At 68.5% G+C, this 23,774-nt stretch carries 22 protein-coding genes; 14 read left to right on the forward strand and 8 right to left on the reverse strand.

Annotation, left to right across the window (positions count from 1 at the left end):
- Positions 1–46 precede the first annotated feature (46 nt).
- From ACX9MO_RS06460 to ACX9MO_RS06470, 3 genes are all read left to right on the forward strand, one after another.
- The gene (locus ACX9MO_RS06460; RefSeq protein ID WP_222491128.1) at positions 47–1,147 is read left to right on the forward strand and encodes an ABC transporter ATP-binding protein; all 1,101 of its coding nucleotides are present in this window, start codon (positions 47–49) and stop codon (positions 1,145–1,147) included.
- Positions 1,140–2,129 (forward strand): ABC transporter ATP-binding protein, encoded by a 990-nt coding sequence (locus ACX9MO_RS06465; RefSeq protein ID WP_462213955.1) that lies wholly within the window; start codon positions 1,140–1,142, stop codon positions 2,127–2,129. The genes ACX9MO_RS06460 and ACX9MO_RS06465 overlap by 8 nt, the downstream gene beginning before the upstream one ends.
- Before the next feature lie 122 nt (positions 2,130–2,251).
- The gene (locus ACX9MO_RS06470; RefSeq protein ID WP_222491126.1) at positions 2,252–2,947 is read left to right on the forward strand and encodes a GntR family transcriptional regulator; all 696 of its coding nucleotides are present in this window, start codon (positions 2,252–2,254) and stop codon (positions 2,945–2,947) included.
- A gap of 24 nt (positions 2,948–2,971) precedes the next feature.
- On the opposite strand, the gene ACX9MO_RS06475 is transcribed toward ACX9MO_RS06470, so the two are convergent.
- Positions 2,972–3,751, reverse strand: a complete 780-nt coding sequence (locus tag ACX9MO_RS06475) for an ABC transporter permease (protein WP_462213956.1) — start codon at positions 3,749–3,751, stop codon at positions 2,972–2,974.
- Positions 3,752–3,759: 8 nt separating this feature from the next.
- Positions 3,760–4,491, reverse strand: coding sequence for an ABC transporter ATP-binding protein (locus tag ACX9MO_RS06480; protein ID WP_462213957.1), 732 nt, complete (start codon positions 4,489–4,491; stop codon positions 3,760–3,762).
- 296 nt (positions 4,492–4,787) lie between these two features.
- Here ACX9MO_RS06480 and ACX9MO_RS06485 point away from each other — a divergent pair, with 296 nt between their 5' ends.
- The 5 genes from ACX9MO_RS06485 (at position 4,788) to ACX9MO_RS06505 (ending at position 9,810) form a co-directional block, all read left to right on the forward strand.
- The gene (locus tag ACX9MO_RS06485) at positions 4,788–6,356 is read left to right on the forward strand and encodes a class I adenylate-forming enzyme family protein (protein WP_462213958.1); all 1,569 of its coding nucleotides are present in this window, start codon (positions 4,788–4,790) and stop codon (positions 6,354–6,356) included.
- A 1-nt stretch (position 6,357) separates the two neighbouring features.
- Entirely contained in the window at positions 6,358–7,389 is a 1,032-nt protein-coding gene (locus ACX9MO_RS06490) for a quinone oxidoreductase family protein (RefSeq protein ID WP_462213959.1), read from the forward strand.
- Positions 7,386–7,814 carry a PaaI family thioesterase gene (locus ACX9MO_RS06495; protein WP_222491123.1) on the forward strand — a complete coding sequence of 143 codons (429 nt, stop codon included), beginning with the start codon at positions 7,386–7,388 and terminating at the stop codon, positions 7,812–7,814. Before ACX9MO_RS06490 ends, ACX9MO_RS06495 begins: the two co-directional genes overlap by 4 nt.
- Before the next feature lie 72 nt (positions 7,815–7,886).
- On the forward strand, positions 7,887–8,972 hold the full coding sequence (locus ACX9MO_RS06500; RefSeq protein ID WP_462213960.1) for an ABC transporter substrate-binding protein: 1,086 nt from the start codon (positions 7,887–7,889) through the stop codon (positions 8,970–8,972).
- Positions 8,973–9,108: 136 nt separating this feature from the next.
- The gene (locus tag ACX9MO_RS06505; RefSeq protein ID WP_222491121.1) at positions 9,109–9,810 is read left to right on the forward strand and encodes a GntR family transcriptional regulator; all 702 of its coding nucleotides are present in this window, start codon (positions 9,109–9,111) and stop codon (positions 9,808–9,810) included.
- Between the two features lie 12 nt (positions 9,811–9,822).
- Here the strand turns inward: ACX9MO_RS06505 and arsJ are convergent, their stop codons facing one another.
- Genes arsJ through ACX9MO_RS06520 form a run of 3 tightly spaced genes read right to left on the reverse strand, consistent with a single transcriptional unit; the run spans position 9,823 to position 12,972 of the window.
- Positions 9,823–11,094, reverse strand: coding sequence for an organoarsenical effux MFS transporter ArsJ (gene arsJ / locus ACX9MO_RS06510; RefSeq protein ID WP_462213961.1), 1,272 nt, complete (start codon positions 11,092–11,094; stop codon positions 9,823–9,825).
- 49 nt (positions 11,095–11,143) lie between these two features.
- Complete coding sequence (locus ACX9MO_RS06515) at positions 11,144–12,142, reverse strand: ArsJ-associated glyceraldehyde-3-phosphate dehydrogenase (RefSeq protein WP_222491119.1); 999 nt, start codon at positions 12,140–12,142, stop codon at positions 11,144–11,146.
- Positions 12,139–12,972 (reverse strand): arsenate reductase/protein-tyrosine-phosphatase family protein, encoded by an 834-nt coding sequence (locus tag ACX9MO_RS06520; protein WP_462213962.1) that lies wholly within the window; start codon positions 12,970–12,972, stop codon positions 12,139–12,141. The genes ACX9MO_RS06515 and ACX9MO_RS06520 overlap by 4 nt, the downstream gene beginning before the upstream one ends.
- 301 nt (positions 12,973–13,273) lie before the next feature.
- Between ACX9MO_RS06520 and ACX9MO_RS06525 the strand changes: the two genes are divergently transcribed.
- The 4 genes from ACX9MO_RS06525 to ACX9MO_RS06540 all read left to right on the forward strand — a co-directional run bounded on the left by ACX9MO_RS06525 (position 13,274) and on the right by ACX9MO_RS06540 (position 18,203).
- A complete protein-coding gene (locus ACX9MO_RS06525) occupies positions 13,274–13,714 on the forward strand; it encodes a CYTH domain-containing protein (RefSeq protein ID WP_462213963.1) in 441 nt (146 codons plus the stop codon).
- A 204-nt stretch (positions 13,715–13,918) separates the two neighbouring features.
- Entirely contained in the window at positions 13,919–14,893 is a 975-nt protein-coding gene (locus ACX9MO_RS06530; RefSeq protein WP_462213964.1) for a glycosyl hydrolase family 8, read from the forward strand.
- A gap of 188 nt (positions 14,894–15,081) precedes the next feature.
- Positions 15,082–16,218: an HlyD family secretion protein gene (locus tag ACX9MO_RS06535; RefSeq protein WP_462213965.1), complete on the forward strand. Its 1,137-nt coding sequence runs from the start codon at positions 15,082–15,084 to the stop codon at positions 16,216–16,218.
- Positions 16,218–18,203 (forward strand): glycosyltransferase family 2 protein, encoded by a 1,986-nt coding sequence (locus tag ACX9MO_RS06540; RefSeq protein WP_462213966.1) that lies wholly within the window; start codon positions 16,218–16,220, stop codon positions 18,201–18,203. The genes ACX9MO_RS06535 and ACX9MO_RS06540 overlap by 1 nt, the downstream gene beginning before the upstream one ends.
- A 36-nt stretch (positions 18,204–18,239) precedes the next feature.
- On the opposite strand, the gene ACX9MO_RS06545 is transcribed toward ACX9MO_RS06540, so the two are convergent.
- The 3 genes from ACX9MO_RS06545 to pdxR all read right to left on the reverse strand — a co-directional run bounded on the left by ACX9MO_RS06545 (position 18,240) and on the right by pdxR (position 21,834).
- The gene (locus ACX9MO_RS06545; RefSeq protein ID WP_462213967.1) at positions 18,240–19,352 is read right to left on the reverse strand and encodes a cache domain-containing protein; all 1,113 of its coding nucleotides are present in this window, start codon (positions 19,350–19,352) and stop codon (positions 18,240–18,242) included.
- A gap of 73 nt (positions 19,353–19,425) precedes the next feature.
- Positions 19,426–20,046, reverse strand: a complete 621-nt coding sequence (locus tag ACX9MO_RS06550) for a hypothetical protein (protein WP_462213968.1) — start codon at positions 20,044–20,046, stop codon at positions 19,426–19,428.
- Between the two features lie 363 nt (positions 20,047–20,409).
- On the reverse strand, positions 20,410–21,834 hold the full coding sequence (pdxR, locus tag ACX9MO_RS06555) for a MocR-like pyridoxine biosynthesis transcription factor PdxR (RefSeq protein ID WP_462213969.1): 1,425 nt from the start codon (positions 21,832–21,834) through the stop codon (positions 20,410–20,412).
- Positions 21,835–21,894: 60 nt separating this feature from the next.
- Between pdxR and ACX9MO_RS06560 the strand changes: the two genes are divergently transcribed.
- Together ACX9MO_RS06560 and ACX9MO_RS06565 are read left to right on the forward strand one after the other, a co-directional pair.
- Positions 21,895–22,548: a pyridoxamine 5'-phosphate oxidase family protein gene (locus tag ACX9MO_RS06560; protein ID WP_462213970.1), complete on the forward strand. Its 654-nt coding sequence runs from the start codon at positions 21,895–21,897 to the stop codon at positions 22,546–22,548.
- Between the two features lie 297 nt (positions 22,549–22,845).
- Positions 22,846–23,727, forward strand: coding sequence for a helix-turn-helix domain-containing protein (locus tag ACX9MO_RS06565; RefSeq protein WP_462213971.1), 882 nt, complete (start codon positions 22,846–22,848; stop codon positions 23,725–23,727).
- Positions 23,728–23,774: the final 47 nt, after the last annotated feature.

A 23,774-nucleotide genomic window follows, 5' to 3' on the forward strand; every position in this document is an offset into this window, starting at 1 on the left:
CTGGAAAAGCCAGCACTTGCACCGCCAATACGCAGAGGAGCGCGCCATGGCCGAGGCCACAGCCGCAGGACCCGCCGCCGTACCGGCACGGGAGACGACACAGCCATCCGACGCGCCCGTCCTCGCTGTCCACCGGCTCGAAACCCACTTCTCGGGCGCCAAGGGACCGGTCGCGGCGATCCAGAACGTCTCCTTCGAGATCCGCCGGGGCGAAACCCTCGGCCTCGTGGGCGAGAGCGGCTCGGGCAAGAGCGTCACGGCGCTGTCGATCCTGCAACTGCTGCCGAAGCGCAACGCCAGGATCGCGGCCGGCTCCGTCCGCCTTCTGGGCGAGGAACTCGTCGGCGCCAGCGAGTCCCGGATGCGCGAGCTGCGCGGCAATGCCATGGGCATCGTCTTCCAGGAGCCGATGACCAGCCTGAACCCCGTGCTGCGGATCGGCTGGCAGATCGGCGAAGCCGTGCGCCGCCACCAGGGCCTGCGCGGCGAGGCCGCCCGCGAACGCATCCTCGAGATCCTGCGCCTCGTGCGCATCCCCGAGCCGGAACGGCGCCTCAAGCAGTTTCCCTTCGAACTCTCCGGCGGGATGCGCCAGCGGGTGATGATCGCCATCGCGCTCGCCTGCCGCCCTGCCCTGCTGATCGCGGACGAGGCGACGACAGCGCTCGACGTGACGATCCAGGCGCAGATCCTGCAGCTGATCGCCGACCTCCAGAAGGAACTGGGGATGGGCGTGTTGATGATCACTCACGACCTCGGCGTCGTGGCCGAGACCTGTGACCGGGTCTGCGTCATGTATGCCGGTGAAGTGGTCGAAAGCGGCTCCGTCGCCGAGATTTTCGAGCGCCCGCTGCATCCCTACACGAAAGGCCTGCTGAACTCGATCCCGCGCCTGCCGGACCCCGGCCGCCCGATCGAGGCAGAGGCCGCGCCGCTGCCGGAACTGCCCGGGCAGGTCCCCGCCCTGACCGAGATGCCCGCCGGCTGCCGCTTTGCCGACCGCTGCCCCTACGTGCAGCCCAAGTGCCGCGAGACCGCGCCGCCGCTGACCTCCATCGACCCGATGGGCACCGGCAGCGACCGCAAGACCGCCTGCTACGAATACCAGCGCCTGCTGGCCGACACCAAGGAGACGGCCGATGCTTGATGCCGCACAGATTTCGCAGGACACCGTTCTCAGCGTCGAGGGGCTGACCGTCCACTACCCGGTCCGCAAGGGGATGCTGGGGCGGCAGGTGCAATATGTCCATGCCGCCGACGATGTCAGCTTCACCCTGCGCAAGGGCGAAACGCTGGGCCTCGTGGGGGAAAGCGGCTGCGGCAAGTCCACCGTGGGCCGCTCGATCCTGCGGCTGGTGGAGCCGACGCGGGGCAAGATCCTGCTGGGCGACACCGACATCACCCACCTTGAGCGGGGCGAGATGCGGGCCCATCGCCAGAACCTTCAGGCGATCTTTCAGGACCCATATTCCTCGCTGAACCAGCGGATGCGGGCCTTCGACCTCGTGGCGGAACCGCTGCGCAACTTCGGCCGCCCGGTCACACGCGAGATCATCGCCGACCTCTTCCGGCAGGTGGGCCTACGCCGGGACCAGATGGACAACTTCCCGCACCAGTTCTCCGGCGGGCAGCGCCAGCGCCTCGTGATCGCCAAGGCCCTCGGCCTGCAGCCCGATATCATCGTCTGCGACGAGGCGGTCTCGGCGCTCGACGTCTCGGTGCAGGCACAGGTGATCAACCTGCTGACCAAGCTGCAGCGGGAGCATGGCATCGCCCTGCTCTTCGTGGCCCATGACCTTGCGGTGGTGGAACATATCTCGCACCGGATCGCGGTGATGTACCTTGGCCAGATCGTCGAACTGGCCGAGAAGCGCAGCCTCTTCGCGCAGCCGCGCCACCCCTACACCCGCGCCCTGCTGGACGCGGTGCCCGTACCGGACCCGAAGCGGCGGCTGGAAGCCGGGCGGATCATCCCCGGCGATGTGCCCAGCCCGCTGAACCCGCCCGCAGGCTGCCGCTTCCACACCCGCTGCCCGCTGGCCTTCGACCGCTGCCGCAAGGAGGCCCCGGTGCTGAAGCAGGTCGCGACGGATCATCAGGCCGCCTGCCACCTGAACGACGCCGCCTGAGCGGCTCGACAACGGGTACCGCCCCTCGCCCCGGATACCGCCCCCGCCCGCCATGCGACCGCGCTCTGGCTTGCCGCCCCGCCACCGGCCCTCTATGGCTGGGAGGACAACCGGGACGACAGATGACACACGCCGCGCCAGAACCTTCGCTGACCGATCAGGCCTTCGAGCGGATCCGCAAACTGATCCTGCGCTCGGACCTCGAACCGGGGGCCGAGATCTCGGCAGCGCAGCTCTGTGACCGGCTGGGACTGGGCCTTGCCCCGATCCGCGCCGCGCTTGCCCGGCTGGAGCAGCATGGCCTCGTCGGCGCGGTGCCGCGCAGGGGCTATATCGTGGCGCCGCTGACCCTTCAGACCGTGCGCGACGTCTTCGAGATGCGCCTGCTGCTGGAGCCCGCTGCCCTGCGGAAGGCCGTGGGGAAGGTGGATTTCGCGCATCTGGAGGCGTTGAACGACGCCTGCCTGAGGGCGGGGCGCGACGGGACGACGGATGGCCGTATGGACTACCTCGTCGCCAACCGCGAGTTTCACCTCTACCTCGTACGGCTCTGCGGCAATGCGCTGATGACGGAGACGCTGGCGCGGGTGCTGGACGAGTCGACCCGGGTGCTGCACCTCGGGCTCAGCCACCAGAACCGCAGCCGCGATGACCGCACCACCCACAGCGCCCTGATCGACGCCCTGCGGCGCGAGGATGGCGAGGCCGTGGAGGCCGTCACCCGGGAAGAGGTGCTGACCTCCCGCCGGCTGGTGATGGACGCGATCCTGTCGAGCGAGATGTTCCGGAGTCTGAGGCTCGAAACCCAGCGGGGCTGATGCCGCCCCGCCGGGGATGCGGGATCACTCCTGCACGGTCGCGGCGAGGCTGCCTTCCCAGAACACCAGCTTGGAATGGGCGAAGCGCACGATCTGCGTGCCGATCACCCCCATGGCGGCGAGGCTGACGAGGGCCGCGAACATGACGTTCACCTCCATGGTCAGCGCCGAGGCGTTGATCAGGTAGCCAAGCCCCTCGGAGGAGGAGACAAACTCTGCCACCACCGCGCCGATCAGGCTGAGGACGATGGCGATCTGAAGACCGGCGAAGATATGGCCCGCCGCACTGGGGAAGCGGATTTCCCAGAAGGTGCGCCAGCGGCCCGTGTTGGCGGCGCGCGCCATCTCCAGCAGGTCCGCGGGCGTCTGCTTGAGGCCGACCACCGTGTTCACGAAGACCGGGAAGAAGCAGACCAGCACCACCATGATCACTTTCGACGTCTGGTCGAAGCCGAACCAGACGAGGATCAGCGGCGCCAGCGCCACCTTGGGCATGGATTGCAGCGCGATCACCAGCGGATTGATCAGCCGCTCCGCGATCCGCCACTCCGAGACGATGGCCCCCACGCAGATCGCCGCGACGCAACCGATGATATAGCCCATGGCGGTCGAGGAGAGCGTGTAGAAGAAGTGGTGCCAGAACAGCCCGTCGATATAGCCGGTCTTGAGCGCGCCCAGCACGGCCAGTGGCTTGGGCAGGACGTAGCTCGGCACGTCCCAGACATAGACCGCGACCAGCCACAGCGCGAGGATCGCCCCGAAGGTGATCAGCGGATAGAGCGCGCCTGTCAGTTTCTCTTTCATGTCGGGCCTCACTTATCCAGATGCGAGAAGATGCCGCGCAGGTGGCGCGTGTAATCCGTGAACCGGGCCTCTGACATCGTGTCCATGGTGCGCGGGCGCGGCAGGTCGATGGTCAGGTCCTCCACCAGCCGCGCGGGGCGGGGCGAGAGCACGATGACCCGGTCCGAGAGGTAGACCGCCTCGGGGATGGAGTGGGTGATGAACATCACCGTCTTGCGGGTCTCAGTCCAGATCCGCTGCAGGTCGTCCATCATGGTTTCGCGCGTCATGGCGTCGAGCGCCGAGAAGGGCTCGTCCATCAGCAGGACCTTGGGATCGTTGACGAGGCCGCGCACGATGCCCACGCGCTGCTGCATCCCGCCCGAGAGTTCCGCCGGATAGCTGTCCGCGAACTGCGCCAGCCCAACCATGTCGAGCAGCCGGCGCGCGCGCTCGGCCCCCGCCTTGCGGTTCAGGCCCTGGCTCCGGACCGGCAGCGTGACATTGTCGAGCACGGTCTTCCACGGCAGCAGCGCGGGCTTCTGGAACACGACACCCACGTCGGAGCGCGGGCCCGTGACTGTCTCACCGCCCACCGAGAGCGCCCCGCCCGAGGGCTTGAGCAGGCCCGCCGCGACCCGCAGCAGGGTGGACTTGCCGCAGCCGGACGGGCCGAGGATCGAGACGAATTCGCCATCGCCCACGTTGAGCGAGAGGCCCTTCACGGCCTCGATGCGGCCCTTCTTGGTCTGAAATGTCACATCGAGATCTCTGGACACCACCAGCGGCGTCCCCAGAGGGTCCTGACGCCCGGAAACCTCCGCTACCGAGTCGATACGCGCCCTGTTCAGCTGTGCCACGGCAGTACTCCTGTCAGCTTTTGGCAATCGATCCAGACACCTAACCCGTCGATCAGCTCTGGCGACCAGAAAGTGACCGGCAGCGACGCCTGAGTGGATCGCCTATTGATTTGTCTAAATTCGTATGTTGACATTTTAGACCGGTCAACATGATGCTCCTAGAAAACCGACTTAAATCGAACAAGGGATGTAAAACGATGGATTCTGTGGCCAAGGCCCCCGTCCGCACCGCTGAAGACGTGGCCGCGCTGCGCAATCTGGGCGCCCTGCTCGCCCCGGCCGGACAGGATCCCTGCCTGATCGAGGTCGATCCCGATTCGACCGGCCCGGCGACCGAGATCACCCGCGCCCGCCTTGGCGCGGCAGTCAATGCCGTCGCCGCGCAGCTGCAGGCACGGGGCCTCGCCCCCGGCGCACGGGTCGGGCTGATCTCCGGCAACCGCTGGGAGTACATCGCCGCCTACCTCGGCATCATGGCCGCGGGCTTCGTCGCCGTGCCGGTGAACTTCAAGCTGCCGCGCGACACGGTCACCTGGCTCTGCGGCGATGCGGAGATGCAGCTCGTCTTCACCGATGACGCGCGCCGCGACCTCTGCCCGGTCGGGCTGGCACAGATCAACTTCGACCACGACTGGGCGGCGCTGGAAGCCGCGGGCGGCAGCACCGCCGCCACCCTGCCCGCCCCCGGGGCCGATGCGATGATCCTCTACACCTCGGGCTCCACCAGCCTGCCGAAGGGCGTGCCGCTGTCCCATGACGGGCAGCTCTGGGCCCTGCGCAACCGGCTGCACAACAGCCCCGCCTACGGCAGCAACCGGGTGATCGCGGCGGCGCCGCTCTACCACATGAACGCGCTCTTCACGGCCAAGGTCGCCCTCGCCTCCGGCGCGCGGCTGGTGCTGATGCGCCGCTTCGATGCGGCGGGCTTCGTGACCGCGATCTCGGACCATGACGTGACCATGGTCACCTCCGTCCCCACGATGATCGCCCTCGCCCTGCGCGAAGCGGAGGCCCTGGCCGCGGCGGACCTGTCGGGCGTGCGCTTCGTCGGCATGGGCTCCGCCCCGGTGACGGAGCAACTGGTGAAGGCGACCAAGGCGGCCTTCCCGAACGCGATCGTCTCGCTCGGCTACGGCACGACGGAAAGCGGCCCCTGTGCCTTCGGCGCCCACCCCGAGGGCCTGCCGAAACCGGCCCTGTCGCTGGGCTATCCCCTGCCGGACGTGGACCTGCAGCTGCGCGGCGGCGAGACCCGGGGCGAACTGCTGATCCGCACCCCCGCCGTCATGCGCGGCTACCTGAACAACCCCGAGAAGACCGCCAGCGTGCTGGATGCCGAAGGCTGGTACGCCACCGGCGACCTGATGCGTCGCGATGCGGAGGGCTTCTTCTACTTCGTGGGCCGCGCCGACAACATGTTCACCTGCGGCGGCGAGAACATCTATCCCGAGAACGTCGAGGACATGCTGAACCGCCATCCCGGCGTGGCGCAGGCCTGTGTCGTGCCGGTCCCGGACGAGGTGAAGGGCCAGAAGCCGGTTGCCTTCGTCGTTCCGCAGGGCACCCCGACCGAGGCCGAGATCCGCAGCTTCGCGCTGGAGAACGGCCCCTCCTACCAGCACCCGCGGCGGGTGATCTTCCTCGAAGAGATGCCGCTGGCCGGCACCAACAAGGTCGACCGTGCCGCCCTGACCCGGCGCGCCGCCGACGAGGCCGCCGCCTGCCCCCCTATTGCCATCGCGCCCCCTGCGGCGCCCCTGACATGACATGACGAAGGACGACCCGAACATGAGAGCAGCTGTAATCCACGAACATGGCGCCCCCGAGGTCCTGAAACTGGAAGAGGACTTCCCCAAGCCAACCGCCGGCCCCGGCGAGGTGATCCTGCGCGTCGGCGCCTCCTCGCTGAACTACCACGATGTCTTCACCCGCCGCGGCATGCCCGGCATCAAGGTGCCGATGCCCATGATCATGGGCATCGACGTGGCCGGCACCGTGGCCGAACTGGGCGAAGGCGTGGAAGGCTGGAAGATCGGCGACCGCGTGCTGGTCGATCCCGTCGACCGCGAAGGCAAGCGCGGCCTGATGGGTGAGATGGTCCACGGCGGTCTGGCCGAATACTGCCGCGCCGAGGCCCATTCGCTGGTGCCCGTGCCCGACGAGGTGACGCTGGAACAGGCGGCGGCGCTGCCCGTGGCCTATGGCACCGCCTACCGGATGATGATGGTGCAGGGCCACATCAAGAAGGGCGAACGCGTCCTGATCCTCGGCGCCTCGGGCGGCGTGGGCACCTGCTGCGTGCAGCTGGCGAAATCCGTGGGCGCCGAAGTCGTCGCCTGCGCGTCCTCGCAAGAGAAGATGGACCGCCTCAAGGACCTCGGTGCGGACGATTGCATCAACTACGTCGAGGAAGACATCGCCAAGGCCGTCTACAGCCGCTACGGCAAGCCGCACCGCCACAAGCCCGGCAACGGCGTGGACGTGGTGATCAACTTCACCGGTGGCGAGACCTGGGCCCGCTGCATGCGCACCCTGCGTCCCGGCGGCCGCATCCTGACCTGCGGCGCGACGGCGGGCTACGATCCCAAGACCGACCTGCGCTTCATCTGGACCTACGAGCTGACGATCCAGGGCTCGAATGGCTGGAAGCGTGAAGACCTGCACAAGCTGCTGGAGATGGTCGCCGCCGGCGAACTGACCCCGATGATCGACACGGTCTTCCCGCTGGAAGCCTCCAACGAGGCGCTCGCGCTGATCGAAGACCGCAAGGTCTTTGGCAAGGTCGTGGTGACGCCGTGAGCGACGCACCCGAGAAACTCGACGTTCCCGCGATCCAGGCGATCTTTGATCGCTCGGCCATGATCTCCTTCATGGGGCTCAAGGCCGAGACGGTGGACTACGACGCCATGGTCTTCACCGCGCGGATGCCGCTGCGCGACGAGCTGGCGCGCGGGGTCGGCACCGGCCAGTTCCACGGCGGTGCCATCGCGGCCTTCATCGACACGGTGGGCGATTTCGCCGTGGGGATGATGGTTGGCGGCGGCGTGCCCACCACCAACATGCGCGTGGATTACATGCGTCCGGCCATCAACACCGACCTGATCGGCATCGCCACCGTGCGGCGCATGGGGCGGTCGATCGCGGTGGTCGATATCGACGTGACCAACGAGGACGGCAAGCTGCTGGCCATCGGTCGCGCCAACTACGTGCCCAAGACCGGCTAACCGGCAGGCACCCCTCCGGCCGGCGCAATCCTGCGGCGGCCGCATCCCCCCAGTCCGACAACGGAGCTACCCATGACCACTGCACAGACCAAGCTACGTGGCGCGATCAGCGCGCTCGCCCTCAGCCTCTCGCTCGGCGCAGCCCTGCCCGCCGCGGCACAGGACCTGACCCCTGTCACCTTCGGCAACCCGACCTCGATCAGCATCTCGCTGGCGCCGCTGATCTTTGCCCGCGACGCAGGCTATTTCGAGGACGAGGGCCTCGACGTCGAAGTGCTCGAGTTCAAGGGCACCGGCGTGCTGCTGCCCCAGATCGTCGCCAAGCGCGTCGACATCGGCTACCCTAACCCGGATGCGCTGATCATCTCGCGCCAGCCGGGCAAGGAACACCTGCCGCTGAAGTTCTTCTATGACGTCACCCGGGTCTCGGGCTGGGAATTCGTCGTGCCCGCCGACAGTGACATCCAGACCATCGCCGACCTGAAGGGCAAGACCCTCGGCGTGGGCGCCATGACCTGGGGCAACATCCCGATCACCACCGCCCTGCTGAGCGAAAATGGCGTCGGCGAGGATATCAAGATGGTGCCCGTGGGCGTCGGCGGCCCGGCCTTCCTCGCGCTGGAAAACGGCACCGTGGATGCGCTGAACCTCTTCGACACCCAGCACGCCACCATGGAAGCCGCCGGCACCGAGATCCGCCGCCTCGACATGGGCGCCAAGTACACCGGCCTCTTCTCCAACAGCTTCATCGCCCACGAGGACACGCTGGCCGAGAAGCCCGAGGTGCTGGCCGCCTTCGGCCGCGCCTTCGCCAAGGCAACCGTGGTCTGCGACGAGAACCCCGAGGTCTGCGTGAAGACCTTCTGGGAGGCCTACCCGAACCAGAAGCCCTCGGAGGGCACCGAGGAAGAGAAACTGGCCTCCAACGTGACGGTCATGACCTCGCGCACCGCCAAGTTCTCGGACTTCCAGGGCGGCGAGGAGCTGTACGGCGCCTTCCCGCGTGAAGGCTGGGAGAACTTCATCGAGGTGCTGCACACCGGCGGCCAGCTGGACAGCACCGAGATCGACGTCGACAGCCTCTACACCAACGACCTCGTCGAGCAGATCAACGACTTCGACAAGGCCGCGCTGCGCAGCGAAGCCGACGCGATGTGATCCCGTCTCCGGGCGGCCCTGAGCGGGCCGCCCGGGGCATCGCCGCAACGTTGCGGCACAGTGAAATGTCAGTTTCTTGCCCGGGGCGCAGCGCTGCGCTAGGCTTTCGGGGCATCTCCCGGGGGACCCGCCTTACATGACCGATCTCGCCACGGACCCGCAGCGCGCCGAGAAGGTCAGCGACCGGGCCTTCGACCTGCTCCATGACGCGATCGTCACCTGCGACCTGCTGCCCGGCGAAGTGCTCTCCGAACCCCAGTTGCAACAGCGCTTCGGCCTCGCCCGGGGGTCGTTGCGGCTGGCCCTCGACCGGCTGATCCAGCTGCGCCTCGTGGCGCCGATCCACCGCCGCGGCTACGAGGTGGCCCCGATCACCGTGGCCGATGTGCATCAGGTCTTCGGCCTGCGCCGCCTGATCGAACCGCCCGCGACCGGGATGGCCGTGGGCCGCGTGGACATCGCCTACCTCGAGGACCTGCGCGACACCGCCCCGCCCCTGACGGGCATCGGGGAGAAGGAACTGACGCGCCGCATTCTCGACCACAACCGCTGCTTCCACATGCATATCGTCGAGGCCGCCGGGAACCCCCGGATCAGCGCCATCGCCAAGCAGGTGATCGACGATATCGACCGGCTCTATTTCGTCGGCCTCGTGAAGAACCCGAATTTTCAGGCCATGCGCCGGGATCACGCCAGCATCGTCGAGGCGCTGAAGGCGGGCGATGCGGCCCGCGCCGAGGCGGTGGCCCGCGCCCACGTGGACAAGGGCCTGGAGATGGCGATGGATTCGATCCTCGAAACCGCCAGCCTCAGCCGGCTCAGCCTCGCCCGGCTGTGAGCCCGACTTGCGTCAGGCCGCGAGAGGCGTCTCGTCCGACAGGCGGCCCGAGATCAGCGCCGCAAGCGCCAGCATCACCGTTGCGGTCCCCAGCACGAGAGGCAGGCCGCCCAACTGGTAAGTCAGCCCCGAAAGCAGCGTGCCCAGAAGCCGCCCGCCCGCATTGGCCATGTAGTAGAAGCCCACGTCCATCGTGACCCGCTCGCTCCGGCTGAAGGCGAGGATCAGGTAGGAATGGAGCGAGGAGTTGATCGCGAAGATCGCCCCGAAGACCAGCAGCCCGACCACCAGCGTCACGGTCAGCCAGGGCGCCGGCCCGGGCGCCGCCAGCACCGCCACCGTCAGCACCGCAGGCACCGCGCAGAGCAGCGCGGCCCAGCCCCGCGCGGCACGGATCAGCGCGCCCTCCGGCCGGCTTGCCGCGCGCAGGACCTTGGGCGCACTGGCCTGCACCGCGCCGTAGAGGATGATCCAGAGCGCCATGAAGGTGCCGATCATGAAGAAGGCCGCGCGGTTGCCCGCCTCGGTCCCGTCCGAAAGGACAGCGTAGAAGTAGATCGGGATGCCCACCACGAACCAGACGTCCCGCGCCCCGAAAAGGAAGACCCGCGCGGCGGAGAGCCAGTTCACGTTGGCGGATTTCGAGAAGACCTCGGAGAATTTCGCGCCCTTGCGGCCGCGCGGCAGGCCCGCGGGCATGAAGAGCATGACCGCCACGAGGATGAACGCCAGCACGACGGCCATGCCCAGCACCGCCCAGACGAAGCCGAATGAGGCCAGCAGCACCGCGCCCAGCAGGAAGCCCACGCCCTTCACCGCGTTCTTGGAGCCGGTCAGCACCGCCACCCAGCGAAAGAGACCGCCCCCCTCGGAGGGCGCTAGCAGCTTGACCGCCGACTTGGAGGACATCTTGGCCAGGTCCTTGGCCACGCCGCTCGCCCCCTGCACGCACATGACGAAGGCCACGGAGGCCGCCACGCTCCACGCCGGGTCGAGCTGCGTCAGCGCCAGCAGGGCTGCGACCTGCAACGCAAGCCCGGCATAGAGCGTCGAGGTCAGCCCGAACCGGGCAGCGATCCACCCGGCGGCGAGGTTCGTCACCATCCCCGCCACTTCGTAGAGCACGAAGAGATAGGCCAGCTGCACCGGCGAGAAGCCCAGCGTGTGGAAGTGCAGCAGCACCAGCATCCGCAGCGCCCCGTCGGTGAGCATGAAGGCCCAGTAGGCCGCCGTGACAGCGACATAGGCCGAAAGGCCCTCCTGGGGTTTGGTCTGGGCGGTCATGGCAAGGTCTCGCGCGGGGTTGGAGAGGGGGAGTGCGGACGGCGGGCGCTCAGAGCGCGGCGCCGACCATCAACGCCACGTCGACCAGCCGGTTGGCATAGCCGAACTCGTTGTCGTACCAGGCGTAGATCTTCACCTGCGTGCCGTTGATCACCATGGTCGAGGGCGCGTCGATTATGCTGGAGCGGGCGTCGTTGGTGTAATCCGTCGAGACGAGGGGCCGCGTCTCGTAGCCGAGAATGCCCTTGAGCTCGCCCTCGGCGGCGGCGGCGAAGGCAGCGTTCACCTCCTCGGCGGTGGTCTCGCGCGCGACCTCGAAAACGCAGTCCGTGAGCGAGGCATTGAGCAGCGGCACCCGCACGGCATGGCCGTTCAGCCGTCCCTTGAGCTCCGGGTAGATCAGCGTGATCGCCGTGGCCGAGCCGGTCGTGGTCGGGATCAGCGAGTTCAGCGCCGAGCGCGCCCGGCGCAGGTCCTTGGCGGGGCGGTCCACGATGGTCTGCGTGTTGGTGACGTCATGGATCGTGGTGATCGAGCCGTGCCGGATCCCGAAGGTCTCGTGGATCACCTTCACCACCGGGGCGAGGCAGTTCGTCGTGCAGGAGGCCGCGGTAACGATCTGGTGCAGGGCCGGATCGTAGGTCGCCTCGTTCACGCCGTAGACGATGTTCGCCGTCGCCCCGTCCTTCACCGGGGCGGACACCACGACCTTCTTCACGCCGGCGGCGAAGTAGGGCGCCAGCTTGGCCTCGGTCTTGAAGACGCCGGTGCAGTCGATGACCACGTCCACGCCCTCCAGCGGCAGCGCGGAGAGGTCCCCGGTCCCGATGAAGGGCAGCCGGGTGCCATCGATCGTGACGCTCTCCGCGTCGTGATCGAAACGCGCATCCCAGCGGCCATGCACCGTGTCGAATTCCAGCAGGTGCGCGTGCATCTCGGGGTCGCCGACCGCGTCGTTGATCCACGCGATCTTGGCGCCGCGCTCCAGCAGCGGTTTCAGGGCGAGCTTGCCGATCCGGCCAAGGCCGTTCAGGGCGTAGGTGGTCATGCTTGATCCTCGGGTTTGGTCCGGCCGATGTCATCGACGGCGTTCTGCAGGGCGATCCGGTCGAGGCTCTCGAAGGGCAGCGCCGCAAAGGCCTCGATCCGGCTCTTGAGCGCGCCATAGGCCTGCTGGAAGGCCAGCGCCTTCTCGGCCTCGGTGCCCTCGGCCTTCACCGGGTCGGGCATGCCCCAGTGGCCGCTGATCGGCTGGCCTTCCCAGGCCGGGCATTCCTCGTTCGCGGCCAGATCGCAGACCGTGAAGACGAAATCGAGGTCCGGTGCGCCCGGGCCCGAGAATTCCGAGACGTTCTTCGCCCGCAGGACCGAGATGTCGTGCCCCTTGTCCTGCAGCACCTGCAGCGCGAAGGGGTTCAGCTCCGAGTAGGGGCGCGTGCCGGCGGAGTAGACGGTGAACCTGTCGCCCGCGGTCGCCCGCAGGATCGACTCGGCAAAGATCGAGCGGGCGGAATTGCCCACGCAGATGAAGAGTACGTTGAACGTCCTGTCGGCCATCGGGGTCGCTCCGGTTGGGAAGGGGCTGCAGAGATCGGGGCGACCCCGGCAGCAATCGGTGAAGAGATGGGTAAAGAGTGCCTGTAACGCTGACATGTCGACCGTGTAGCGCAGCGAGGTACCCACCCGGGTCTGCTGGACCAGCCCGGCCCGCTGCAGCGCCGCGAGATAGGCGGAGAGCGTGCTGGCCTTGAGGTCGAGAACCGTGGCCAGTTCCCCCGCCGGCACCCGGTCGGGATACCGGCGCATGAGCAGTCGGAACACCGCGAGGCGCTGCGGGTGGCCGAGGGTGGCGAGTTGATCGGGAATCTCTTTTTCCATATTTCGCGAAATACCAAAATAAAGAGATCACGCAAGAGGTTTCCCGACCCGCGCCGCGATTTCCTGCCCGATGGAGCGTGACACACTCCTGACAAGGGACGCCACGTGGCGCGCGGCGCCCCGCCCCACCGGTCGGGTGCGCCATGCCTCCCCGGGCGGCACCCCCGTGGTTCCCTCGGGACAGAGGATCGCAGCATTGCCATTCGGCTTGGACCTGCCCGCGTGGGGCTGTAACCCTGTCCCGGACCAACCCGAAGAGGGAGCCGCCCCGCCATGGCCACCGAAATCGAACGCAAGTTCCTTGTCGCCCGCATGCCCGATCTGGCCCCCCCTGCGCGCCGTGGCGATCCGGCAGGGCTACATCACCCGTCCCGACGACAGTTGCGAAGTCCGGCTGCGCCAGAAGGACGGGGCCTATCTCATCACCATCAAGGGAGAGGCCGGGTTGGTGCGGGAGGAGCACGAGGCCCCGATCCCGAAAGCCACCTTCGACGTCCTCTGGCAGGGCGTCGCCGGCAGTGTCGAGAAGACCCGCCATATCGGCGCGCTGGAGAACGGCCTGATCTTCGAACTCGATGTTTTCGAGGGCCCGCTCGCGCCCCTGACCATGGTCGAGGTCGAGTTCGACAGCGAGGAAGCCGCCCATGCCTTCGTCCCGCCGGAGTGGTTCGGGCAGGAAGTCACGGCGCAGCGGGCCTACAGCAACCGGGTGATGGCCTTCCGCACCCGGGGCGTGACCTGAGCCTCCGGCCCCTCGCGCCCTGCGAGCGGTGGCGCGCCGATGTCAGGTCATCGACGGCAAGGGACCGGCGCGTGGCAGGCCCGCCTGTGATACAGAGGGCGAAACCCTGTCAACGCCGCCCCTCGCAGCCCTGCCCCCTCAGCTTCGCCCCCTAGAGCTTTGCCTGTCACAGCCATGCACCGCCGCAGCCTCCTGATCGCTCCCTTGCTCACCCCGTTCCTGTCCCTGCCCGGCCACGCCGGACCGTCCCCCGCCTGGACCCTGTGGCGCGACCGCTTCGTGGCGGCTGATGGACGGGTGCAGGACGACCTGCAGGGCATCAGCCACTCCGAGGGCCAGGGCTATGGCCTCCTGCTGGCCCAGGCCTACGGCGACCGGGACGCCTTTGACCGGATCGAGGACTGGGCGCAGCGCCACCTGGCGATCCGGCAGGACCGGCTGATGGGCTGGAAATGGGAGCCGGGACAGGGCGTGACCGACTGGCACAATGCCACCGACGGCGACCTGTTCCGGGCCTGGGCGCATCTGCGGGCGGCGCGCGATTCCGGCTGGGCGGGCTCGGAGGGCCGGGGAGATGCGATCGCGCGGGACATTGCCGCGCTCTGCCTCGCGGCCGATCCGCGCGCGCCGGACGAACGGCTGCTCTCTCCCGGGGCCGAGTTGCAGGATACCCCCGGACGGGTGCTGGTGAATCCGTCCTACATCCTGCCGCGCGCCCTGCGGGAGTTGGGCGAGGCGGCCGCCATCGATGCGTTGATCCGCACGGCGGACCACGGCACGACGCTGCTGGCAGAGTTGGCGCAGGCCGGCCCGATGCCCGACTGGGTTCGCGTCACCGAGGCGGGCTTCGAGGCACCAGAAGCCTATCCGACGGGCAGCAGCTATGACGCGATCCGCGTGCCGCTCTACCTGTGCTGGTCGGGCCTGCCCGCGCATCCGGCGGTGCAACAGGCCCTGCGCAGCCTCACGGCGGACACCGCCCCGGGCGAGATCGCCATCGACCGGGCGCGCGACGGAAGCCTGCGCGGGACCAGTACGGACCCCGGCTATCGCGCCATCGCCGAGCTGGCCGCGGGTCGCAGGATCAACGCGGATGCACAGGCCATCGCCGCGCAACCCTACTACCCCGCAACCCTGCTTCTGCTGGCGCAGGTGGCGCAGGCGGAAGCGGGCGCCTGACGCGCCGTTGCGGCCCGGACATCGGTGCTTGAAAGCGTGGCCGGACGGCGTGACCGGTACACAGCAGGAAACAGCCAATAGCGCACCGCAAAACAGTGTTTCCCTCGACAGAAGACCGCGCGCGACTAGACTGTTGCAGCAGGAAGACCGGGACGAAAATCATGAAAATATTCCGCATTATTATCGGCTTGGCCGCGATCGTATTCGCCCTCTGGGTGATCGTCGGGGAACAGATGTCCGGCGCGAGCGCGGACGCTGTGGTGAACGCCCCCGTGGTGACGATCCGCGCCGGCACCGCCGGTGACCTGACCCTGCCCGACCGCGAATTCGGCGCCCGCGTGGAGGCCGGCGAAACCATCGCGCAGGTGATCGACCCGCGCGTGGACCGCATCCGCCTCGACGACCTCGCCATGGAGCTGGACTTCACCCGGGCCGAGACCACCCGGACCGAGGCCGACCTCGCCGCGACCCGCGCCCTGCGCGAGGCGCTGCTGGACCGGACCGAGACCTTCCGCAGCGCCCGCATCGAGGAGTTGGAGACCCGGCTCGACCACGCGCGCAGCCGGCTCGACCTGCTGGAGAACGGCGCAGGCACCGATGCAACGCGCCAGCGGCTGCGCGACGCGGTCGATGACACCCCGGACCGCCTGCCCGCGGAGCCGATCCTCGACGCGCTCGCGCTGGATCACGCGCGCGAACGGGTCGCCGTACTGGAGATCGCCCTGCGCGCCGCGCAGGATGGCGTCTTCCTCGGGGATGGCTACAACGACAGCCCCAACGCGGAACAGCGCGCCACCGAGCTGGACTCCCAGATCGCGCAGCTGGAAAACAGCCTGACCGAGGCACAGGCCCGCCAGACCGCCTATGCCAGCCGGCTGTCCCGGGCGCAGGTGCAGGTGAACCAGCAGGGCGGCGGCGACATCACCGCCCCGGTCAACGGGCGCTACTGGGAGGTCCTGCAAGCCGATGGCGTCAACGTGCAGCGCGGCGACCCGATCCTGCGGCTGCTGGACTGCGACCATGTCATCGTCACGCTTTCGGTCACGGAGCGGATCTACAACACGCTCACCGTCGGCGACACGGCCGAGTTCCGCCTCGCCGGCAGCGCGCAGGTCTTCGACGCGACGGTGGCCCGGCTGGCCGGCAGCGGGGCGGCGACGATCTATGAACACCTCGCCGTGGCCCCCAGCCAGCGCCACCTCGAACGCTACGACGTGACGCTGTTGGTGCCCGGCCTCGCCACGGACCCGGATCTCGCCTGTGCCATCGGACGCACCGGCCGCGCCTTCTTCGACCGCCGCCCGCTGGACTGGCTGCGCGGCTGATGCTGCCCTTCCCGCACCTCGGAGAGCTGGGCTCCAGCGTCACGCAGGTCTCGCTGGTGGCCGGTCTCGCCCTGTTGCTGCCCTACGTGATCAACCGCGAGAGCAACCTGCACCGCAGCCTGCTCTTCGGCCTCGCCTACCTGCTGATCCTGCGCTACGCGTGGTGGCGCGGGACCGAGACGCTGGCCCCGCTGGAGCTGAGCATCGACGCCATCGCCAGCCGCCTGCTCTTCGGGCTCGAACTCTTCTCGCTGATCGGGTCGCTCTCGGCCTTCGTGATCCTGTCCCGGGTCACGCAGCGCAGCAAGGAAGCCGATGAACACGCCCATTGGTGGGGCGAGCAGGAGCCGCGCGTCGCGATCCTGATCGCCACCTACAACGAGGACCGCGACGTGCTGGAGCGGACCATCGTCGGGGCGAAATCCCTGCGCCACCAGAACAAGGAGGTCATCGTCTGCGACGACAGCCGCCGCGACTGGCTGCGCGACTTCTGCGCCGAGCAGCAGGTGCGCTACATGCGCCGGCCCGACAACAAGGGCCAGAAGGCGGGCAACATCAACCACGCCCTCGACCGGCTGGCCGAGGATCCGGTGGTGCCCGACTACGTCGCGGTGCTGGACGCGGACTTCGTGCCGCACCGGGGCTTCCTGTCGCGCACGCTAGCCCTGTTCCACGACCCCGAGGTGGGCCTCGTGCAGACGCCGCAGCACTTCTTCAACCCGGACCCGATCCAGCACAACCTCGGCCTGACCCGCTCCTACCCGGACGAGCAGCGCTTCTTCTTCGACCACATGCAGCCCTCGCGCGATGGCTGGGGGATCGCCTTCTGCTGCGGCACCTCCTCGATCTGCCGGTGGGAGGCGCTGCGCGACGTGGGCGGCTTCAACACCGAAAGCGTCACCGAGGACTTCATGCTGACGCTGGTGCTGCAGAACGGCGGCTGGAAGACGGTCTACCTGTCCGAACCCCTGACCGAGGGCCTCGCCCCCGAAGGGCTGAAGGAATACGTCACCCAGCGGGCCCGCTGGTGCCTCGGCCTGATGCAGATCGCCCGGTCCAGCCTCGGCCCGCTGGCCAAGCACAACCTGCGCCTGCGCGACCGGTGGAGCGTGATCGACTCGATCTTCTACTGGACGACGCCCTTTCCGTTCCGCATCGCGGCCATCGTCTTTCCCCTGCTCTACTGGTACTTCAACATCACCGTGGTGGATGCGCGCCTGCCCGACGTGATCAGCTATTTCGGCTGCTACTACATCTGGATCATCGCCGTGCTGAACATCCTCAGCCGCGGCATGGTCGTCCCGATCCTCAACGACGTGAGCCAGCTGCTCGGCGCGATCCCGATCTCACGCGCGGCCTTCACCGGGCTCTTCAAGCCCTACGGCCACCCCTTCTCGGTCACGGCGAAGGGGGGCGACCGATCCAAGGTGCAGGTGCAATGGCGCCTGATGGCCCCCTTCGCGATCGGCTTCGTCCTGACCCTCGTCGGCCTGTGCCTCGGCATCGTGTCGGACAGCTTTGCCTTCTACGACGCGGGCGACGGCAAATGGGTGATCCTGTTCTGGACGCTCTACAACCTGCTGGTGCTGGCGGTGACCACCATGGCGTGCATCGAACTGCCCCGGCAGGAGATCCACGTCAGCGACAAGCCCGAGCGCGTGACCTTCGAGGCCGAGGGCGTGTCTTGGTTCCTGTGGATTTCCTCGCTGACTTCGGACACCGTCAAGTTGCGCGGCGTCTCGCTGCCGATCGAGACACGGGGCACGCTGCAGATCGCGGATGTGCCCGGGGACCTCGCCGCCTATGTCATCGGCACGACGCAGGACGGCGTGCGCCTGCAACTGCTGCCCGACGCAGCGCAGCGCGAGGCCCTCTTCGTGCGGTTCTACGCCGAGGGCGAGGCCCCCGGCGTGATCAGCGTCCGCGGCTCGGCCCTGATCCGTGACGTCGTCCAGCGGCTGTCGCGGGCACAGCGCTCCGACTGAAGCGGACCGGAGCCGCCGGAGGCCCGCCGAACGGGCTCAGGCGTCCGGAGACTTCGGCCGCCCGGATTGCAGCCGCGCAAGCGCCCAGGCGATCCGGGCCGCCTCGCGGGTGACACCCCCTTCGGGCAGATAGGGATCGCGGCCCTCTGCCAGCCCGCGGGCCGCGGTGGCCAGCACCCGGAACGGTTGCAGCACGATCAGTGAGAAGAGCACGGTCATCACGGCAAAGATCACCACCACCACGGCGGCGGCTATCAGCACGGTCGAGCGCAGGCTGGACAGGCCGGGCCGGAAGCTGTCGCTCTCGATCCGCCCGGCCAGGCGCCAGCCGAAGGAGGGCAGATCGCCATAGGTGACACTGGGCACGAGGGAGGTGAAGTAATCCTGCCCGTCCGGCCATGTCGCCCGCGTGGCGCTGCTGCTCCCGATCCGCGCCGCGCGCAGCAGCGAGAGCTCCTCGGCCCCGGGCGCGGTGCCTTCGGGTGCGACGATGACATCGCCGGCCGCGTTGATCAGGAAGAGGTCGATCGCCATGACGCGGCCCGTCTCGCGCACCGTCTCGACCAGCCAGTTCACGTTGATATGCATCGCCACCACGCCGACGACGGTGCCGTCGGCATCGCGCACCGGCTGTGCGAGGTCGATGAAGCGCAGGGGCTCCTCGCCCTCCTTCTGCAACGCGTTGGCCAGCAGCACCGCCTCGTGCACGTCTCCGGCAAAGCCGTTCTGCAGCCCGTTGCGGAACCACGGCCGCTGGCTCACGTCCGCGCCCACCAGAAGCCCGTCGGAGGCCGCGCGCACGATCCCGTCCGTTCCGGCGTAGCCGACCCAGGACAGACGGGCGCCCTCGCCCTGCAGCCCCTCGATGATCCCGGTGATCCGCTCCTCGTCCGCCGTCGCCAGCATGTTCGACAGGAACACGAGGTCATGCCAATCGTCCTGGATCGCGCGGGCCACGACCTCGCCGGCGGCGGAGGTGCGCAGGGTCACCGCACGGTCCAGCGCCTGATCGACGAGGTCATCGCTGCGGTTGCCGAAGATCAGCGTGATCGCGAGACCGGCCAGCAGCACGGTCACCAGCACGAAAAGCGCCGCCGCCCGCCGGAGCGAGAGGCGTGGCAGGGCGGAGGTGTGGGAGGTGTCGGTCATCGCTCTGTTCCGTTGGTCTGTGGCCAGTGTCCCGACCGGCTCTCTGCGCCCGGGAACGGGTCCCTAAGGCAGCTCAGAAGGTGTTGATCGAGACGCCGATGAAGGCTTCTTCCGCCAGCAGCTTGTAGCCGGCGCGCAGGGTCACCGGCCCCTCGCCGATCCGGCGGGTCAGGGCCACCGTGCGCGCGTCATAGGCGTCACTGCCCCCGGCCGAGACCTCGATGCCCCAGCCCGAGGGCACGCCAGCCTGGGCGCCGACGTACCAGTCGTTGTCGATCGTGTTGTATTCCCCCAGCAGGTAGACATAGCCGAAGCCCGTGGTCTGGTAGCGGTCCACCGCCAGCTTCGCCCCCAGCCGCCAGTCCTCGTCAGCCCCGTCGCCATAGGCGCGCCCCAGGCTGGGACCGACCCGCAAGGTCGCGACATCCCCCAGCGGGAGCGCATAGGTCGCCGTCAGGCTCACCGAGTGGCCGCCCACGTAATCGGAGTAGTTGACGCCGAAGGTCAGCGGACCGCGGGCCATGACGCCGACGGTGTCAACGCTGTTCTCCGAGACGTCGGTCTTGAAGAACAGCCCGTCCGCCCGCAGGGTCCCTGCGGGCAGCAGGGCCAGCCCCGCGCCCAGACATACCGCCATGGCGGCGCGATCCCATGCCGCTACAGCGGCCCGATCCATTGTCTTGCGGCCTGTCATGTCACGTCCTCGCCTCACCTGGCCCCTTCAGGGCTCTGCGGGGCCGGGTGTCGGCCCGTCGCCTTCGAATACCTGCATCCCCAACACGTTAACAGATACCGGGCCGGGGCACCCGGCGAAAACCCTCCTGATCGGGCAAAGGCAGCCTTGCCTATACCGAGGCATGCGGACCACCGCACGCCTTGCCCAGGCCCCATGTCAGCGGCGCACTGCCCGATCAACCCAACGCGCGATTAAAACAACCAAGGGTTGATCTAGCCCGACCTAGCAGGGCGGACAAGAGTCACCGCCCCGAGAGGGTCCCGCCAGCGGAGCCCCGCCTGTCCTCCAGCCGGACGCGCGCCACGTCGCCCGTCCCGTGCCTCAGCCCTGCGCCAGCACCTCTGCCAACACGCGGGCCGCGGCATCCAGTTCCTCCGGCTCGAAGGCCGCGTAGCCCAGCATCAGGCCCTGCGGCGCCTCCGGCAGCAGCGCGTGGGAGCTCAGCGCCCGGGGCCCGATCCCCCGCGCTTCCGCCGCGGCGGCGATGGCGGCATCGCTCTTCCCGTCGCACAGGGACAGCACCAGGTGCATCCCGGAGGGGTCCGGCTTCAACGCCAGTGCCGCGCCCGCACCTGCCGCCTCCAGCGCGGCCAGCAGATGACCCTGCCGCCGGGCATAGACCCGCCGCATCCGGCGCAGGTGAGTGGCGAAGTCTCCGCTTGCCATGAACTCCGCCAGGGCGGGCTGTGGCAGCAGCGACGCCCGCACCCCGGTCACGGCAAGGTCCTCCCGCACCGCCCCCACCAGCGTTTCGGGCAGGACGAGGTAGCCGATCCGCAGCGCCGGGCTCAGCAGCTTGGAAAAGCTGCCCATGTAGATCGTGCGACGCAGACCATCGAGACCCGCGAGCGAGGGCAGCGGCTGGCCCTGGTAGCGGAACTCGCTGTCGTAGTCGTCCTCCACCACCAGCGCGCCTTCGGCCTCGGCCCAGTGCAGCACCTGCAGCCGCCGGGACAACGGCATCGCCCGCCCGGTCGGATAGTGGCGCGAGGGCGTGACCACGGCCGCCGCCGTCCCCGCCGGACAGGCCGCCGGATCGAAACCGCTCTCGTCGATGCGCACCGGATGCGGCGTCACCCCGCGCCGCGTCAGCAGCCGGTGCAGCGTGGGCCAGCCCGGGTCCTCCACCGCGATCGCGCCTCCGCGCAGGGTGACCTGCTGACTGATCAGGTCGAAGGCATCCCATGCGCCGCCGGTGATGACGATCTGGTCCGGCGCCGCCTCCAGCCCGCGCCACGCGGCGAGGTGCTCGCTGATCGCCACCCGCAGCGGGCCCCAGCCGAAGGGATCGGCGCGTGCCAGCAGCGCGGGCGGCGGACGCCGCCAGGCCCGTTCGAGGTGCCGCGCCCAGAGGCGATGGGGAAAGAGCCGCTGGTCCGGCACGCCCGGCTGGAACGGCAGGTAGGGCGCCGGCGCGGCCAGTGGCGGGGCCCGGCGCGGGGTCGGCGGCGCCAGATGCGGCAGGTCCGCCGCGACGTAGGTCCCGGCCCCGCGCCGCGCCACCAGGTATCCCTCGGCGGTGAGCTGATCGTAGGCCGTGGTCACCGTCATCCGCGAGACCGACAGCTCCGCCGCCAGCGTCCGGCTCGCCGGCAGCCGCGCGCCCGCGTGGCGCCCGGTGCGGATCAGCCCGCGCAACTCTTCCGCCAGCTGCTGTTGCAGCGGTTGCGCCCCCTGCCGGTCCAGCGTCAGGCGGAACAGGGCGGCGTCCAGATTGGACTGGTGAGAAATCGCAGATGTGGACATGTCGAACACGCCAATACCTCGATATCCCCCATCGGGCAATCGAAGAGAAAGGAACATCCCATGGCCGACAGCCTTCCCGTCACGGACCGGAGCCGCCTGCGCCGTTCGCACCAGCGGGGGCATTTCGACCGCGAGACCATCGACGCGATCCTCGACGCGCAGCCGCTGTGCAGCGTCGGATACGTCATGGACGGCAAGCCCTATGTCACGCCGACCCTGCAATGGCGCGAGGGCGATCACGTCTACTGGCACGGCTCTTCGGCCAGCCGCGCGCTGCGCACGGGCAAGGACGCCGAGGTCTGCCTCTCGGTCTCGATCCTCGACGGCTTCGTCATGGCGCGGTCGGGCTTCCACCATTCGGTCAACTCGCGCTCGGTCACGCTCTTCGGGACCGCCTTCAAGGTGGAGGACCCGGTGGAGAAACTGGCCAAGCTGACGCGCTTCGTGAACGGCCTCTTCCCGGGCCGCTACGAAGGGCTGCGCCCGGATCACGAACAGGACCTGAAGGGCACGATGGTGCTGGGCCTGAAGATCGAGGAGGGCGCCGCCAAGGTCCGCACCGGCCAGCCGTCGGACGAGGACGAGGACTACGCCCTGCCGATCTGGGCCGGGGTGATTCCCGTGCAGACCGTCGTGGGCGAGCCGATTCCCGATCCGCGCAATCTGGACGGCGTCGAGATGCCCGCGCATATCCGCGACTTCCGCATGGGCTGAGGCCCCGGGGCGCCTCCGGGCGCCCCGTTTCCCCGCGCCGTCTCAGGAGTGAGAAGAACGGGGTCACCGCGCCCGGCCAGAGCCAAAATGCCCGAAAACCCGGCAGCCTCCCTCGGACGTCCAGAATTCGAGGCAGGCCCACAGGCGGCGCGCAGCCCTGACAACACGGGCATATTCTCTGATTCTGCCCGCGCCCGCCGTTGGGTCCCCCCGTTGCAGACCGGCTCGACACATGATTGGATCATTTTCGAGACGCGGCAGAACGAGCCGCAAGGCGGATCGAACGGCGGAAACAAGGTGACCCAGTCCAGCAAGGTGAACTTCCTCGAAGTCGGGGCGCGGTTGCGCGCCCACCGGCTGGGCCGCGGCCTCTCCCCCGAGGACCTGGCGCAGAGGCTGGGAATTTCCCGCGCCGCGCTCTACCGCGCCGAGAAGGGCGAGATCGCCAAGATCGAGATGCTGACCGCCATCGCGGACGAGCTTCACGTCTCGCTGCCCACCTTGCTGGGCGTCGGTATCGAATATGTCGCCAATGCCGTCGGCTTCTTCGAACGCATGCGCCAGATCGAGGACGACAGCGAGCAGATCATCGGCCTCTTCAGCCCGATCTCCTACCTCGTCACCACGGAAAACTACGACCGGGTTCTGGCCGATGTACTGCGTGAGTCCGTGGGCGGGGGTGCCGCGCCGGACGTGGATACGATCCTGTCGATCCTGTCACAGAGAAAGCAGCGTTTTCAACAACGTCGTCCGCTTCTGGCCTCGATCATCTCGGACCAGGACCTTGAGAAATTCCTGCGTGACGGGCTGGAAGGCCGCTTCGATCTCGCCCCGGAGGAACGACAGGCCCGCCGCCGCATGGCCCTGGCCGAGGTGGAGCATATCGTGCGGATGCTGCGCGAGCCCGATATCGGCATCCAGATCGGTGTCGCACGCGAACCGATCCCCTCGACCTCGTTCCAGATCGCCCGCAAGGGCGGCGCCTCGACCCTGACGATCAGCCCCTTCCGGCTGGGCCACAATCCCAACATCCGGGTGGGCGTCGGCCTGATCACCCAGGCCCCCGAGGCGCTGGAGTTGCACGAGGAGATTGCGCAGCGGCTCTGGGCCACCTCGCTCAAGGGAATGGAAGCCGCGGCGCACGTCGAATCGCTGATCGCGAAGCACGGGATCACCTGAGCCGAAGCGCCCAAATTCACGGCAGGTGACCCAACGTGCACGTCAGG

Source organism: Pseudooceanicola profundus (genome assembly GCF_054919315.1).